Raw genomic sequence first — 14624 nt, forward strand, 5'->3', positions numbered from 1 at the left:
ATCCCGCTCGACGCTTCGGGCCCCGACTGAGAAGGAACTCCTCCGTGACCACGCCACCGACCGCCCTCATGATCACCCCGGACCAGGCGATCGACGGAGCCCCCGCCGTCCGCCGGGTCTTCGCTCTCGATCCGGATCATGGGCCGGTGGTCGCCGCGGAGGTTCTCGCGACCGCGCACGGCGTCTGCGAGGTGCGGGTGAACGGCGCGCCCGTCTCGACGGACCTGCTGACGCCCGGCTGGACCAGCTACGAGTGGCGGCTGCGATACGCGCAGTGGGATGCGACTCCCGTCCTCGCCGGGCGGGCGGGCGGGCGCGCGGTGATCGAGGCGGTCATCGGATCCGGCTGGTACGCCGGGCACCTCGGATGGGACGGCAGCAAGGAGGTGCACGGCTCGGAACGCGCCGCGCTCGTCGAACTGCGGATCAGGTTCGCGGACGGCCATGTGCAGACCGTCGGGACCGACGAGACCTGGACCTCGGTGCCCACGGAGACGACCGCCGACGACCTCTACGACGGGCAGCGGATCGACCGGCGGATCTCCGCGGCCGATCGTTTCGCGGCAGCGCCGATGCCGGGAGAGGGCGGAGTGCGGATCGTGCCTTTCGACGCCGCGCGGCTCGCCGCCTACACCTCTCCGCCGGTCCGCAGGCAGGAGGAGATCTCGCCGATCCGGGTCTGGCGCTCGCCCGCAGGGGCGCTGCTCGCGGACTTCGGCCAGAACCTCGTGGGCTGGACCCGGCTGTCGGTGCGCGGCGCCGCGGGCCAGGAGATCACCCTGCGTCACGCCGAGGTGCTCGATGCGGAGGAGCTCGGCACACGGCCGCTGCGGCGCGCACGCGCGACCGATGTCTTCGTACTGTCCGGCGCCGACGACGTCTTCGAACCCACGCTCACCTTCCACGGGTTCCGGTACGTGGAGGTGTCCGGCTGGTCCGGTGCCGATGAGGATCTCGCGGAGGCGCTGCGGGCGGTCGTGATCGGATCCGATCTGACCCGCACCGGCACATTCCGCAGTTCGCATCCCCTCCTCAACCGCCTTCACGAGAACATCGTCTGGGGGATGCGCGGCAACTTCGTCGACGTCCCCACCGACTGCCCCCAGCGCGATGAACGGCTGGGCTGGACGGGGGACCTCGCCGCGTTCGCGGAGACCGCGGTCTACCTCTACGACACGGAGGCGTTCCTCGCGGACTGGCTGCGGGATCTCGCCGTCGAGCAGGAGCACGCCGACGGCCGGATCCCCATCGTGGTCCCGGACAACCTGAAATACGAGGAGATCGGGGCGATGGCCGCGGCGATGGGGTCGAGCCTCGTCATCGCGCTCTGGAACGATGCGGCCTGCTGGGTGCCGTGGGCGATGTACGAGGCCTACGGGGATCCCGGGGTGCTCGGGGAGCAGTATGCGTCGATGACCGGGCACGTCCGCCGTGTCGCCGCCGCGCTGTCTCCGCGGGATCTGCTGGAGGGCGGCTTCCAGCTCGGCGACTGGCTGGATCCGACCGCGCCGCCGGACGCGCCGCACCTGGCGAAGGCGGATCCGGCGGTCGTCGCGACCGCGTGCGTCCATCGCTCCGTCGTGATCGCGCGGGATACCGCGCTCGTGCTCGGGCGCGACGACGACGCGGCCGAGTTCGCTGCGCTGGCCACGCGCATCGGCGGCGCCTTCGCCGAGCACTGGGTGCGTGACGGACGGATCCACAGCGATGCGCCGACCGTGTACGCGCTCGCGATCGCGTTCGGACTGGTGGAGGGGACGGATCGCGCGGCTGCGGGGGATCGGCTGGCCGAGCTCGTCGCAGAGTCCGGGCACGTCATCACGACCGGATTCGCCGGGACGCCGTTCATCCTCACGGCGCTGTCGGAGACGGGACATCTCGAGACCGCGTACCGGCTGCTGCTGCAGGAGCGGTGCCCCTCATGGCTGTATCCGGTGACGATGGGCGCGACGACGATGTGGGAGCGCTGGGACTCGATGCTGCCGGACGGCACGATCAACCCCGGCGAGATGACGAGCTTCAACCACTATGCGTTCGGCGCCGTCGGGACGTGGCTGCATCGCGTGGTCGCCGGCCTCGCGCCCGCCGCACCAGGACACTCCCGCGTCCGCATCGCACCGCGGCCGCCCGAGACGGGGTTGACCTCCGCCGAGACCGCGCTGGACTCGCGTCACGGCAGGATCGCGACGGGATGGAGCGTCGAGGGCGGGAGGCTGCGGGTGGTCGCGACGATCCCCGAGGGCGTGACCGCCGAGGTCTCGCTGCCGTCAGGATTCGCGGTCGAGGTGGGGGCGGGCGCCCACGAGTGGGAGGAGTCGTTCCCGGGGGTCGTGGTGCGGAGCGCCGCGTCCCGGCCGTGGGTGTCGACGGGGGAGTCGGAGGGTTAGGCCCGCTCGCCGGTTGTCCTCGCGTCCGCGACGGGGAAGAGCGGGCTCTCCACGGTGCGGAGGGTGCGCAGCCACTCGACCTTGGCGGCATCGTCCTCGGGCAGTTCCGCCGACGCGGGCTCTCCCTTGGCGGAGGCTGCTCGCGGAGGGACCAGTGCCACGGCGATGGCCGTGGTGAACGGCACGGCGAGCACGAGCCCGATGCCGCTGCACAGGGTGCGGACGATCTCGGTCGCGATGTCCTCGAGGCTCAGCAGGTTCAGCATCGGCTGGTTGTAGACGTAGAGCAGGAGCACGACGCTCAAGGACGCTCCGACGTAGGCGAACACGATGGTGTAGATCGTGGACGCGATGTGGTCGCGTCCGATGCGCATGGCCCGTACGAAGAGCTGCCGACGCGACAGCTCGGGGGCGACCGCGCGCAGCTCCCAGACCGAAGAGCTCTGCGTGATGGTCACGTCGTTGAGCACGCCCAGCCCGGCGATGATGATCGCGCACGTGAGCAGCCCCTGGAAGTCGACCTGAGGCACCATCGGGGCGAGGAATCCGGCGCTCTCGTCGATGCCGCTGAGCCGTGTGGTGCTCACGGCGAGCTGCGCGAGCAGTGCGGTGACGGCGACCCCGGCCAGCGTGCCGGCAAGAGCCGCACTCGTGCGCATCGAGACGCCGTGGGCGAGGTAGAGGACGACGTAGAGGATGGCGGAAGACGCGACGAGCGCGATGGGGATCGCCGGTCCCGCGTGCAGAAGTGCGGGAAGCATGAACATCACGATCATCGCGCCGCTGAACACCAGCCCGATAAGCGCGAGCAGGCCGCGGAGAAGACCGACTGCCACGACGACGAGGACGAACAGGCCCGCCCACACCGCCAGCGGGATCGTCCGCACGACGCCGAACGCCGAGATCCCGGGATCGACTCCTCCCGGCTGCACGACGCCGGGGGTCGACGGGAGCTGGACGTCCATGAGTTCGAGCCGGTCGCCAGGGCGGAGCCCCGCATGGGCGAACGGGCCGTTCAGCATGATGGTGACGGTGTCGCCCTTTCGCGGGCCCGAATCGACTTTGACCTTCGCGATCGCACAGGCCGAAGCGCCGGACCCCGTTGCAGTGCCCGCTCCCGGCCCGCTCGCGCTGCCTGCGGAGCCGGATGCCACCGAGGGGTCTGCAGGACTGCCGGATCCGTCGGGGGCTCCGACGCCGCCCGATGACCCGGAATCGCCGGTGGGCGAGGCCACGTTGCATCCGGGCGTGATGGCGGTGATCTCGCCGGTCGGATAGGTCGTCCCCTGGCCCGGACGCGCAGCGGACGCGGAACCGGTCGGCGCCCCGCCGGAGGGCCAGAGGAGGAGAAGCCCGACGATCGTGGTGACTCCGATGACAACGAGGATCGTCAAGAGGATCCGCTTCGGCGTTCGCGCGACGGCGACGTCCCGAGGCGTCGACGATGCGTGCGAGTGTCCGTGGCCCATCGCAGTCCTCCTCCGCCCCCAGGCAACGGTAAGCCTCGGAGCGCGCTCAGCCGCGCATGCCGGTGCGCGCGTCGAGGCGTCCGCGCGGTGGATTGTGGTGGGAGCGGCATACCGCGTCTGTAGGTCTAAGTGGGGACAGCGCGGCGCTGTCGCTCGCCAATACGTTGACCCCATGACACGAAACGCGCCTCCGGGCCTACGCAAACGCGCATACCTCACCTTCCTCGTCGCCGCGCTTGTCGGCCTTGGTTCGCTCTTGCCCGCCACGGCTGCTTCGGCGACAACGCCGCCGGCTGGTACGCAGCAGCTGGCTCAGCAGATTCTCGCGACTGGCCGCCTCTACGGGGAGGCAGAGCCCATGGCTCAGATCCAGGCTTACGCGAACGGCACGATTCGCTCGGTCGGGGGACGTGACTGCTATGTCGACACCGCGATCCTTCAGGCGCTCAAATCCGTCGTGGTGGATCAGGGGTTCAGACTCCGTGTTTCGTCTCTGAACCGCTACTGCATCGATGACACGTCTGGCAGCAGTGCCACCAGCTATCACTATCGGAACGGTGGCGGGCACGCAATCGATATCGACCAGGTCAACAATGTCTGGTCTACGGGAAGCACCGCGCAGGACATCAGTCTGATCAACGCGATGTTCCAGGCTCTCGCGACGCCGGCCGGCGTCGGGCAAGCCGGTTGCGGTAACAGAACGATCAGCCTCCCAGCGGGTTGGGTCCAGTTCCCTGACACGTGCAACCACAACCACTTCGAATACCAAGGAACGGGCGGCACAGGTCCAATTCAGAACACCGCATCGGCGTTGAGTGAGTTCGGTGTTCACGGCGGGAGCTGGAGCTCGATCCCTGTCGGGCAGGGCATGTCCAGCGCGTTCTCGGTCGTCAACATGGGCAGTGGATGGGCCGACATCTACGGCAGCTATGACGGGCACATGCAAGTCGTGACCGTGCGCAACGGTGCGTGGACCCGTCTCGATTCCGGTCTCGCGTTGAACGCGACAAGCATCGCTGCACTGAACGTCGGTCAACCGTTCCCGCAGCTACTTGCCGTTGAGAGCGGCGTGATCTTCCACGTGTATGCGGATTCCAGCGGCTGGCACAAGATGTCGACCGGGCTGACCACAACGGGGAAGATCTCGGCGGTGCGGCTTCCCTCGGGAGAGATTGAAGCGTTCACGAACATCAACGGCGTCATGTACGTCATCACCTCGCACAGTGGCTGGCAGATGGGAAACAGCGGGACGTCGATCGGCGACAACTTCAAGGCGGTACTGGTCAACGGTTCACCGCAGATCGTCACCAATATCAACGGCATCATTCACATCATCTGGCCTGGCGCTGGATGGCAACTGCAGTCGACCGGGCAGCCGACAAGCGGGAGCCTCACCGCAGTCGACATGGGCGGCGGGTACCCGACGATCATCGCCAATGAAGGATGGACCGTGACGGTCACTTCCGTCATCAACGGAGCGTGGACCAGGCAGTCCACCGGCGCCGGCGTCTCCGGCAACATCGACGCCGTAAACATGGGCGGCAATTTCCCAGTGATCTACGCCGCGTAGCGACTCATTGAAGGAGAGCGTCACACACCGGTTGTCTGGAGTGAGACGCTCTCCTTTGATGGTGGGTCCTTGGATGCCTGATCGTTCCATCCTCCGATGGAAGGTCGCGCGTGTGCGGCGCGATTCGAGGCTGGGGAGGTCGAGAGGCCAACTGTTCCTGCGCCATTGCGGCAATCTTCGAACGGGGCCCTAGGATCGGGCCATGGGCGCGTGGGGGCGTAGAGAGTTCATTAGCGGCGTCGGCATCATCACCGGCGCTGGCGCAGGAAGCCTGCTGTCGGTCGCGGCGACAGCCGGAGTCGTGCCGAGGTCCGTTTCGCCCGCTGACGACACGTCGATTGCTTCTCTCATCGACAACGACGCATCCGCCACGTCCAAGTCCCTGATCAAGCGTGGTGCCCAGCCCGTTCGATCCGTGAACGTCCGAGATTTCGGTGCCGTTCCCGTCGACCAGAACGGCGGGGAGGGCGCCAACGCAGGAATCCAGGCCGCGATCGACGACATCGCGGGCAAGGGCGGGGGCGAGGTCGTCGTCGACGACGACTATTGGATCAAGTGTCATGTTCCCGGCGCGACAGGGAACTCGCTCCTGGATCAGGGCGGCATTGCGATGAAGAGCGGAGTCCACCTTCGCTTCACGGCGGGCGGCGTGTTCCGTGTGATCCCGACAGGCGAGTCCAAGTACCAGTGCATCCGCATCTACGACAAGAACAGGGTTCGCGTGTCCGGTCCAGGAAGGATCATCGGCGACCGCGCAGCCCACACTCCCGCGGACACTGCGCATCCCGGTGAATGGGGATACGGCGTCTCCATTCAAGGCGGATCTGAGATCCGCATCGAAGACATCACCGTGACGGAGATGTGGGGAGATGGAATCGACGTCACTTTCGTCTATCAAGGCAACACCCGAGTCGTGCCGAAGAATCTGACGATCAGGAACGTCATCTGCGACGGCAATCGTCGGCAGGGGCTCTCGCTCGAGGCCGGCGACTGGGTGCTGATCGAAGATTCGCGGTTCGTGAACACCGGAGGCGCGGGCGGAACCCTGCCGATGAACGGTATCGACGTGGAGCCGAGCAGCGACACGACCGCGTGCAGCAACGTCGTCATCCGTCGCTGTTGGTTGCAGAACAACGGGAGAGCGGGAGTCGCGGACGGCGGGTTCGGGATCGGCGTGTATCGCCTCGGCACTCGCGACGTGACCGTCGATGACTGCGACTTCGTCTCCAATCTCGGTGCGCACCAGTACGTCAACAACCTCAGCGGGCCGAACGTCAGGCTCACCAACTCCCGATTCGTCGGCACGGCGACGAACTGTGCGCAGGTCATGGGCGGCGAGGGTCGTGTGCTCTCCGGAAACACGTTCGACGGCCGCGTTCGAATCGCGCCGGACTACAACGCTTCCGCGAACATTGCGAGAGGCGTGCACATCGTGAGAAACAGATTCGTCGCGAATTCGACGACGGCGGTCAGTGGTCTCGTCGAGGTCAACGAGCACGTGCGCCAGACGGAGATCGTCGACAACTACTTCGAACAGCGAGGTGCTCGAGGCATCTGCGTTTGGATACGGACCGCGGGTGCGATCCCCCCGCTCCAACTGCAGCAGGTACGGATCGCGGGCAACACCTTCATCAACATGACGGCAGCGGTGTATGCAGGAGACGTGACCGCGATGGTCATCGAGAACAACATCATCCACGCGAGTGGCGACTCCGCGATCTACCTCTACCGAGCGACTTCCTGCATCATCAGGGACAACTGGATCACTGGCTCGAACCTGATCTCCGGAACGGCAGCGGTCACCCTTGGCGGAGGCTCCTCCGGGAATCAGATCGACGGGAACAAGATCGCGCTCGACCCCGCGATCGAGGGCGTCGCTGAGACCCGTCGAGGGACGCATGCCTATCGACTCACGGGTGGACCGACGCTGGACACGGTCATTCGCAGCACCCATCTGACGGGTGCGCTCTCGTGGTACGCGGACCTGGGCACACGCACAGGTACCTATCTCGAGACCACACCCGGAACATTCATCTGAAAGACGAGAGAAGCCCGTCTCAGTCCGGCGTGACTGAGACGGGCTTGAGAGTCCGTGGACTCAGACCCCGAAGTACAGCTCGTACTCGTAGGGGTGCGGGCGCTGGGCCATCGGGAGGATCTCGTTGTTGTACTTGTAGGAGATCCAGGTCTCGATGAGCTCCTTCGTGAACACGCCGCCCTCGAGGAGGAAGTCGTGGTCCGCGCGGAGCGCCTCAAGCGAGTCCAGCAGGGAGTTCGGCACCTGCGGGATGTTCTTGGCCTCCTCCGGGGGAAGCTCGTAGAGGTCCTTGTCGATGGGCTCGAGCGGCTCGATGCGGTTGCGGATGCCGTCGAGGCCGGCCATCAGCTGCGCGGCGAACGCGAGGTACGGGTTGCCCGAGGCGTCCGGAACGCGGAACTCGATGCGCTTGGCCTTCGGGTTGGAGCCCGTGAGCGGGATGCGGATCGCGGCGGAGCGGTTGCCGGCGGAGTAGGCCAGGTTGACGGGCGCCTCGAAGTGCTTCACCAGACGGTGGTAGCTGTTCAGCGTCGGGTTGGTGAAGGCGAGCACGGCGTGCGCGTGCTTGAGGAGGCCTCCGATGTACCAGCGGGCCGTGTCGCTGAGCTGGCCGTAGCCGTTCTCGTCGAAGAACAGCGGCTTGCCGTCCAGCCACAGGGACTGGTGCGTGTGCATGCCGGATCCGTTGTCGCCGAACAGCGGCTTCGGCATGAACGTGACCGTCTTGCCCCACTCCTCGGCGGTGTTCTTGATGATGTACTTGAACTTCAGGATGTCGTCGGCCGCGTGCACCATGGTGTCGAAGCGGTAGTTGATCTCCTGCTGACCGGCGGTGCCGACCTCGTGGTGCGAGCGCTCGAGGTGGAAGCCCGCCTCGATCAGGTTCAGCGTCATGTGGTCGCGCAGATCCGCGGTCTTGTCCACCGGCGCGACGGGGAAGTAACCGCCCTTGAACGGCGTCTTGTTGCCGAGGTTGCCGCCCTCCTCCTCGCGGCCGCTGTTCCACGCGGCCTCCTCGGAGTCGACCTTGTAGAAGCTCTCGCCGGCGGTGACGGAGTAGCGCACGTCGTCGAAGATGTAGAACTCGGCCTCGGGGGCGAAGTACGCGGTGTCGGCGATGCCGGTCGAGGCGAGGTACTTCTCGGCCTTCTTGGCGACCTGACGCGGGTCCTTGCTGTAGATCTCGCCCGTGCGCGGGTTGTAGATGTCGAAGACCATGACGAGCGTCTTCGCCTCGCGGAACTGGTCGATGTAGGCGGTCGTCACGTCGGGGATGAGCTGCATGTCCGACTCGTGGATCGACGCGAAGCCGCGGATCGAGGAGCCGTCGAACAGCTGGCCGTTGGCGAAGAAGTCCTCGTCGACCGTCGCCGCGGGGATGTTGAAGTGCTGCTGCACGCCGGGCAGGTCGGTGAAGCGGATGTCGAGGAACTTGACGTCGTTGTCGCGGATGTACGCGAGCACGTCGGCGGGGGTGGTGAACATGCATCAACTCCTGGAGGAACGGGTGCGGTCGAGCGACCTGCAAGCAGGTTACGAGGAGGGGATGACGTGATCGTGTCTGGAATGTTTCGGGCGTGTTACACGATGACCGTTGCTGCGAGCGTGCCGCAGGATCCTTCCCGTGTTTCGTCGTGTGGCCATGGATGACGGAGCGTGTCGCCCTCGCGAGCGGCGGAGGGCCCGTCGATGGTTCGATCCTGCACATGACAACGCACCGAGTGAACCGCCTCCTGTCCGCCCTCGCCGTGACGGCCGTCGGGATGATGGCGCTCGCCGGCTGCGCGCCCGGATCCGCCTCGGCCTCGTCCGCCTCCTCGTCCGACGCGAAGCACATCGTGATCGGCGCCGATGACGGGAACGAGCAGTACTGGACGATCCTGAAGGGCAAGCTCAAGGCCGAGGGGATCGACCTCGAGGTCCGCACGCTCAACGACGGCGTCCAGCTCAACCAGGGCGTCCAGGACGGTGCGCTGGACGTGAACCTGTTCCAGCACCTGATCTTCCTGTCGCAGTTCAACGTCAAGAACGGCGGGACGTTGGTCCCCGTCGGCGCGACCGCGGTCTATCCGCTCGCGCTCTACTCCGAGAAGTACCACGACGTGAAGGACCTGCCCGCGGGAGCCACGGTGGCGGTGCCGAACAATCCGACCAACCTCGCCCGCGCGCTGCTCAACCTGCAGAAGGCGGGCCTGCTCACCCTGAAGGGCGGGGGCGATGCGCTCGCCACGCCGGACGACGTGCTGACCTCGTCGATCACACTCAAGCCGGTCGATGCGAACCAGACGGTCACCGCGCTCAAGGACGGCAGCGCCCAGGCGGCCGTCGTGAACAACACCCAGGCGCAGAAGGGCGGCCTCGGCGACGACCTGATCGTCTTCAAGGAGAACCTCGACGATCCGAAGCTCGCCCCGTACATCAACGTCTTCGTCACCCGCGCCGACAAGAAGGACGACCCGCGCTGGGCGAAGCTCGTGGCCGCCTACCACTCGCCGGAGGTCGAGGCGGCCGTGACGGCGCTCAATCAGAAGAACCTGAAGTTCCAGACGAGCTGGACGGCGGCGAAGCTGGGGGAGGAGCTCACCTCGCTCCAGACCGCGCTCAAGGCCAAGGGCTGAGCCGGATGGCATCGGTCATCTCGTTCGATGCCGTCTCCAAGGCGTATCCCGCCGGAGGCCCGGGGAGATCCCGGACCCCCGGCGGGTTCGTCGCGGTCGAGGATGCGAGCTTCACGGTCGAGCCCGGCTCGATCGTCGGCGTCATCGGGTACTCCGGGGCCGGCAAGTCAACGCTCGTGCGGCTCATCAACGGCCTCGAGCGCCCCTCCTCCGGCGCCGTGCGGGTGCTCGGTGTGGACGTCGGTCGCGCGTCGGCGGCGGAGCTGCGGGGCCTGCGCGGGCGCATCGGCATGGTCTTCCAGCAGTTCAACCTCTTCCACGCGCGCACGGTGCGCGGCAACGTCGCGTACCCGCTGCGGGTCGCCGGCTGGAAGAAGGCCGACATCGACGCACGCGTCGCGGAGCTCCTGGACTTCGTCGGCCTCGCCGACAAGGCGGGTCAGCGTCCTCGCCGGCTGTCCGGCGGCCAGAAGCAAAGGGTCGGCATCGCGCGTGCCATCGCGACGAGCCCCGAACTGCTGCTCGCGGACGAGGCGACGAGCGCTCTGGATCCGCAGACCACCGCGGAGGTGCTGGATCTGCTCCGCGAGATCAATCGCCGTCTGGGGATCAGCATGGTCGTGATCACGCATCAGATCTCGATCGTGCACGAGCTGTGCGATCGGGTCGTCGTGATGGACCAGGGGAGGATCGTCGATCATGGCGACACGTATCGGGTGTTCGCGCACCCCCGTGCCGCGCTGACCGCGCGCTTCGTCGACGCGGTCACCCAGGGAGTGCCGCAGGGGGAGACCTTGGAGGCGCTCAGGGCGCGCGGCGGCCAGTTGCTCAGCGTCGACGTGAACGAGGTCACGAGCGACGACGTCAGCGACGTGCTGGACCGGCACGGCGTGCGCGGCACGGTCGTCTACGGCGGCGTGACCGACATCCGCGGCCAGCAGCTCGGCACGCTCACGTACCGGATCGACGCCGAGCGCACGGTCGTCGCAGCCATCGTCGAGGAACTCTCCGTGCGCACGCGGGCCGTGCTCCTCGAGGACGCGGCGCCGACGTCGGGAGTGCGGCGATGAGCGCCGCGTCCGCCGTCCGGACCGCGCTCCTGGTCCCGTCCTCGGACTGGGGATCCCTCGCACCGGTGCTTCTGCAGTCCGTGCAGGAGACGGTCGTGATGGTCGTCGTGACCCTGGTGATCGGCGGCGTCGCCGGCCTCCTGCTCGGCGCGCTCCTGTACGCGACCCGCCCCGGGAACCTCTTCCAGAACGCGGTGCTGTTCCATGCGCTGAACCTCGTCGTGAACCTGATCCGGCCGATCCCCTTCATCATCTTCCTGACCGCGGTCGCGCCCGTGACGAAGGCGGTCGTGGGGTCGACACTCGGCACCGCGGCGGCGATCGTCCCGATGACGATCATGGCCGCGGTCGTCATCGGGCGCGTGGTGGAGCAGAACCTCGTCGCGGTGGATCCGGGCATCGTCGAGGCGGCCAGTGCGATCGGCGCACGCCGCCTCTCGATCCTGTTCACGGTCGTGATCCCCGAGGCGCTCGCGCCGCTGATCCTCGGATACACCTTCATGTTCATCGCCGTGGTCGACATGTCCGCGATGGCCGGCTACATCGGCGGCGGCGGTCTGGGCAACTTCGCGATCCTGTACGGCTACCAGCAGTTCGACGCGCAGGCGACCTGGGTCACGGTCGCGATCATCGTGGTGATCGTGCAGGTCGGGCAGTTCCTCGGCAACCGGCTGGCGCAGCGGATCCTCAATCGCTGAGGGGCGCATGCGGCCCGCTGGGCGGCGGGGCGGCACCGGCGCGTCGCCTAGGCTGGAGGGATGTCCGACACCGCGCAGACCTACCCCGGAGAGCGCCTCGGCCTCCCCAAGACCGGCACTGGCAGCGTCGGACGGATCGGCCGGCGCATCGCGGCTCTCGCGATCGACTACGCGGCGGCGTCGATCATCGCCGGTGCCTTCCTCGGGTTCCAGCAGTTCGCGCTCCCCAAGGAGGCGGGGCTCACCCAGTTCGCGCCGATGATCGTGTTCGCGGTGCTGCAGATCCTGTTCATCCCGACGATCGGCGGCAGCCCGGGCCATCGCATCGTGGGCCTCCGGCTGGTCATGGTGAACGGCGCCTGGGTCGGCCTGTGGCGCCCGATCGTGCGCACCCTGCTGCTCGTCTTCGTCATCCCCGCGGTCATCTTCGACGCCGACCAGCGCGGCCTCCACGACAAGGCCGTCGGAACGGTCCTCATCCGCGCCTGAGGTCCGTTGCGCTGCACGGCTGCGGATCCGAGCGCGATCCGCGGGATGCCGTGATCTGCGATGATGCGTGCATGCCCTCCGTGACCGTCCGGACCATGACCGACGCCGAGTGCGATGCCTGGCTCGGCGAACTCGCGCGCGAGTACGCCGAGGATCAGGTCCTCGCGGGGCGGTGGCCGGCGGAAGGCGCCGGCGCGCGCGCCGAGGAGGAGAACGCCGAGCTGCTGCCGGACGGCCCCGCCACGGCTCGCATGCTCGTGCTGCGCGGCCTCGACGAGGCCGGTGCACCGATCGGACGAGCATGGGTGGCCCTGGATCACCCGCGGGGTGCGCCCGGCGTGGCCTTCCTGTACGACATCGAGGTGCTCCCCGAGAGGCGCGGCGAAGGCCTCGGCCGCGCGCTCCTGCAGGCGGTCGAAGTCGAGACGCGTCTGCACGGCGCGGCCGCGCTCGAACTGAACGTCTTCGGCGGCAACCGCACCGCGATCGCGCTCTACGGATCCGCCGGCTACGAGGTGGTCACGCAGCAGATGCGCAAGGCCCTGTAGCGGGGCTCAGGCGGCCGTATGGCCGCGGTTGAGACGGCGGAACGTCTTCGGGGCCTTGCCGCCCAGGAACGAGCGCGCAGGATCGATCGTGAACCCCTGACGCAGAGCCTCGCGACCGATCAGCATCCGGAAGCCCATCTCGCTCCGATTGCTGAGGGTGACTTCGGCAGTGACCCTGCGGTCGACCAGGACGAGATCCAGCAGCACGACCAGCCGGCTCTGCGCGTGCCCGGAGGAGGAGCGCACGTCGCGACGGTCGAACACGGGCAGTTCCACCGGGACGAGCTCGTGCGCGCCCTGCCAGGGGCGCACGTCGAATCGCACCCAGGGGACGCCCTCGCGCTCGAACTCGCGGATGTGCTGCGCGTGCAGCGAGGAGCTGCGCGCGCCGGTGTCGACCTTCGCCTTGATCCAGGGGATTCCGACGTCGGGGAGGGACACCCACTCCCGCCACCCGATAAGGGTGCTTGAATGAGAAGGTCGGTCCACAACACTCATCCTGGCAGGAAATCACCGTGAAGCTCGCCGTGCTCTCGCGCGCCCCGCAGTCCTACTCCACCCAGCGCCTCCGTGCCGCCGCGATTCAGCGCGGCCATCAGATCAAGGTGCTGAACACCCTGCGCTTCGCGATCGACCTCACAGCCGATGAACCGGATCTGCATTTCCGTGGCCGCCGGCTGAGCGACTATGACGCGATCCTGCCGCGCATCGGCAACTCGATCACCTACTTCGGCACGGCCGTCGTCCGTCAGTTCGAGCAGATGGACGTCTACACGCCGAACACCGCGAACGGCATCTCGAGCGCGCGGGACAAGCTCCGCGCGAACCAGATCCTGTCCCGGCACAACATCGCTATGCCCCCCACGGCGTTCGTGCGCAACCGCGCCGACGTGCGCCCCGCGATCGAGCGGGTCGGCGGCGCGCCCGTCGTCATCAAACTGCTCGAGGGCACGCAGGGGATCGGGGTCATCCTCGCCCCGCAGGTCAAGGTGGCAGAGGCGATCATCGAGACGCTGCACTCCACGAAGCAGAACGTGCTGATCCAGAAGTTCATCTCGGAGAGCCGCGGCCGGGACATCCGCGCCCTCGTCGTCGGCGATCGCGTGGTCGCGGCGATGCGGCGGGTCGCGAACGGCGACGAGTTCCGCTCCAACGTGCACCGGGGCGGCACGGTCGAGGCCGTGCAGCTCGACCCCGTGTACGAGCAGACCGCGGTCCGTGCCGCGCAGATCATGGGGCTGCGCGTGGCGGGCGTCGACATGCTCGAGGGCGAGGACGGGCCCCTGGTCATGGAGGTCAACTCCTCGCCGGGCCTGCAGGGGATCGAAGCCGCCACCGGGCTCGATGTGGCGGGCGCGATCATCGACTTCATCGCGAACCAGGTGAACTTCCCCGAGATCGACGTGCGCCAGCGCTTGAGCGTCTCCACGGGGTACGGCGTCGCGGAGCTCGTCATCCACGCGGGCGCCGAGCAGGTCGGCAAGCAGCTCGGCGATCTCGGGCTGTGGGACCGCGACATCACGGTCCTGACCCTGCATCGCGGCGTCACGGTCATCCCGAATCCGCGCAAGCACGTCGTGCTCGAGGACGAGGACCGGCTGCTCTGTTTCGGCAAGCTCGACGAGATGCGTTCGATGATCCCTGAGCGGCGTCGCCGCCGGGCCAAGGTGCGCAAGCTCCCGAAAGAGCACCTGCCGGACACGAGCGCCTGACGGATCCACGGCTGAGACGACGAAG

The 14624-nt window shown here is 67.6% G+C and carries 12 protein-coding genes; 9 read left to right on the forward strand and 3 right to left on the reverse strand.

The window, feature by feature from the left end; translation table 11 throughout:
• Window positions 1–44 precede the first annotated feature (44 nt).
• Window positions 45–2387 carry a family 78 glycoside hydrolase catalytic domain gene (locus ACIPY5_RS00960; protein WP_400965598.1) on the forward strand — a complete coding sequence of 781 codons (2343 nt, stop codon included), beginning with the start codon at window positions 45–47 and terminating at the stop codon, window positions 2385–2387.
• Here the strand turns inward: ACIPY5_RS00960 and ACIPY5_RS00965 are convergent.
• Window positions 2384–3781, reverse strand: a complete 1398-nt coding sequence (locus ACIPY5_RS00965) for a YibE/F family protein (protein ID WP_400965601.1) — start codon at window positions 3779–3781, stop codon at window positions 2384–2386. The genes ACIPY5_RS00960 and ACIPY5_RS00965 overlap by 4 nt on opposite strands.
• 247 nt (window positions 3782–4028) lie before the next feature.
• On the opposite strand from ACIPY5_RS00965, the gene ACIPY5_RS00970 reads away from it, so the two are divergent.
• Window positions 4029–5426 (forward strand): hypothetical protein, encoded by a 1398-nt coding sequence (locus tag ACIPY5_RS00970; RefSeq protein WP_400965604.1) that lies wholly within the window; start codon window positions 4029–4031, stop codon window positions 5424–5426.
• Window positions 5427–5628: 202 nt separating this feature from the next.
• On the forward strand, window positions 5629–7464 hold the full coding sequence (locus ACIPY5_RS00975; protein ID WP_400965607.1) for a right-handed parallel beta-helix repeat-containing protein: 1836 nt from the start codon (window positions 5629–5631) through the stop codon (window positions 7462–7464).
• Window positions 7465–7524: 60 nt separating this feature from the next.
• Here ACIPY5_RS00975 and glnA read toward each other — a convergent pair whose 3' ends face one another.
• Window positions 7525–8949 carry a type I glutamate--ammonia ligase gene (gene glnA, locus ACIPY5_RS00980; protein WP_309356975.1) on the reverse strand — a complete coding sequence of 475 codons (1425 nt, stop codon included), beginning with the start codon at window positions 8947–8949 and terminating at the stop codon, window positions 7525–7527.
• 221 nt (window positions 8950–9170) lie between these two features.
• On the opposite strand from glnA, the gene ACIPY5_RS00985 reads away from it, so the two are divergent.
• The 5 genes from ACIPY5_RS00985 to ACIPY5_RS01005 all read left to right on the forward strand — a co-directional run bounded on the left by ACIPY5_RS00985 (window position 9171) and on the right by ACIPY5_RS01005 (window position 12887).
• The gene (locus ACIPY5_RS00985; protein WP_400965611.1) at window positions 9171–10082 is read left to right on the forward strand and encodes a MetQ/NlpA family ABC transporter substrate-binding protein; all 912 of its coding nucleotides are present in this window, start codon (window positions 9171–9173) and stop codon (window positions 10080–10082) included.
• 5 nt (window positions 10083–10087) lie between these two features.
• Window positions 10088–11152: a methionine ABC transporter ATP-binding protein gene (locus ACIPY5_RS00990; RefSeq protein WP_400965614.1), complete on the forward strand. Its 1065-nt coding sequence runs from the start codon at window positions 10088–10090 to the stop codon at window positions 11150–11152.
• Complete coding sequence (locus ACIPY5_RS00995; RefSeq protein WP_309356978.1) at window positions 11149–11850, forward strand: ABC transporter permease subunit; 702 nt, start codon at window positions 11149–11151, stop codon at window positions 11848–11850. The genes ACIPY5_RS00990 and ACIPY5_RS00995 overlap by 4 nt, the downstream gene beginning before the upstream one ends.
• Window positions 11851–11910: 60 nt before the next feature.
• Window positions 11911–12339, forward strand: coding sequence for an RDD family protein (locus tag ACIPY5_RS01000; protein WP_309356979.1), 429 nt, complete (start codon window positions 11911–11913; stop codon window positions 12337–12339).
• A gap of 71 nt (window positions 12340–12410) precedes the next feature.
• Window positions 12411–12887, forward strand: a complete 477-nt coding sequence (locus ACIPY5_RS01005; RefSeq protein WP_400965619.1) for a GNAT family N-acetyltransferase — start codon at window positions 12411–12413, stop codon at window positions 12885–12887.
• Between the two features lie 6 nt (window positions 12888–12893).
• Here the strand turns inward: ACIPY5_RS01005 and ACIPY5_RS01010 are convergent, their stop codons facing one another.
• Entirely contained in the window at window positions 12894–13385 is a 492-nt protein-coding gene (locus ACIPY5_RS01010) for a RimK/LysX family protein (RefSeq protein WP_309356980.1), read from the reverse strand.
• 17 nt (window positions 13386–13402) lie between these two features.
• Between ACIPY5_RS01010 and ACIPY5_RS01015 the strand changes: the two genes are divergently transcribed.
• Entirely contained in the window at window positions 13403–14599 is a 1197-nt protein-coding gene (locus ACIPY5_RS01015) for a RimK family alpha-L-glutamate ligase (protein WP_400965623.1), read from the forward strand.
• The last annotated feature ends 25 nt before the right edge of the window (window positions 14600–14624 follow it).

It is taken from the genome of Microbacterium sp. NPDC089698 (assembly GCF_044749045.1).
In the GTDB taxonomy this organism is placed as follows: domain Bacteria; phylum Actinomycetota; class Actinomycetes; order Actinomycetales; family Microbacteriaceae; genus Microbacterium.

Excerpts from the sequence above, each read along its gene's own strand:
- glnA (WP_309356975.1), bottom strand. The coding sequence starts at position 8,949 with ATGTTCACCACCCCCGCCGACGTGCTCGCGTACATCCGCGACAACGAC.
- ACIPY5_RS00985 (WP_400965611.1), top strand. The coding sequence starts at position 9,171 with ATGACAACGCACCGAGTGAACCGCCTCCTGTCCGCCCTCGCCGTGACG.
- ACIPY5_RS00975 (WP_400965607.1), top strand. The coding sequence starts at position 5,629 with ATGGGCGCGTGGGGGCGTAGAGAGTTCATTAGCGGCGTCGGCATCATC.
- ACIPY5_RS01010 (WP_309356980.1), bottom strand. The coding sequence starts at position 13,385 with ATGAGTGTTGTGGACCGACCTTCTCATTCAAGCACCCTTATCGGGTGG.
- ACIPY5_RS00990 (WP_400965614.1), top strand. The coding sequence starts at position 10,088 with ATGGCATCGGTCATCTCGTTCGATGCCGTCTCCAAGGCGTATCCCGCC.
- ACIPY5_RS00970 (WP_400965604.1), top strand. The coding sequence starts at position 4,029 with ATGACACGAAACGCGCCTCCGGGCCTACGCAAACGCGCATACCTCACC.
- ACIPY5_RS00995 (WP_309356978.1), top strand. The coding sequence starts at position 11,149 with ATGAGCGCCGCGTCCGCCGTCCGGACCGCGCTCCTGGTCCCGTCCTCG.
- ACIPY5_RS01005 (WP_400965619.1), top strand. The coding sequence starts at position 12,411 with ATGCCCTCCGTGACCGTCCGGACCATGACCGACGCCGAGTGCGATGCC.
- ACIPY5_RS01000 (WP_309356979.1), top strand. The coding sequence starts at position 11,911 with ATGTCCGACACCGCGCAGACCTACCCCGGAGAGCGCCTCGGCCTCCCC.